At 78.0% G+C, this 455-nt stretch carries 1 pseudogene; it reads left to right on the top strand.

Going from position 1 to position 455, the window contains the following annotated elements:
* A pseudogene (locus G3I53_RS24970) lies at positions 1-277 on the top strand (acyltransferase); the annotation flags it as partial.
* Positions 278-455: the final 178 nt, after the last annotated feature.

Raw genomic sequence — 455 nt, 5'->3', positions numbered from 1 at the left:
CCGCGCCGCCCCGCGCCGCGACGCCGTGCTGCGCCGCCTCGCCGTCGCCGCCCTGCCGTTGTACGTCCTGCACCAGCCGGTGGTGGTCGCCCTCGCCTACGGCGTGACCGGATGGCGTGCGCCGATGGCGGTCGAGTACGCGGTGATCGTGACCGGATCGTTCGCGGTGATCTTCCTGCTGTACGAGTACGGGGTGCGCCGCAGCCGGGTCACCCGCTTCCTGTTCGGGATGCGTCCCGCCCCCGCCGCCCCGCCGGCCGGTGTCCCGCCGCCGTGATCCGCCCCCGGTCCCGCTCCGGCGGGACGCGCGGTGCCCGACTCCGGCGACGCCCCCTTCACCGCCCACCGCACGGCGTGGACGTCCGGGCCGCGGCTCCCGCCGGGTATCTTCGACCACGACCGGGCTGCGTCCCGGCGGAGCCGGCCGCCGGCCTGCTGCCGCCCGGTCCCGGACC

The organism is Streptomyces sp. SID14436 (genome assembly GCF_010548465.1).
GTDB lineage: Bacteria > Actinomycetota > Actinomycetes > Streptomycetales > Streptomycetaceae > Streptomyces.
This window is presented reverse-complemented; position numbering and strand designations above follow the sequence as displayed.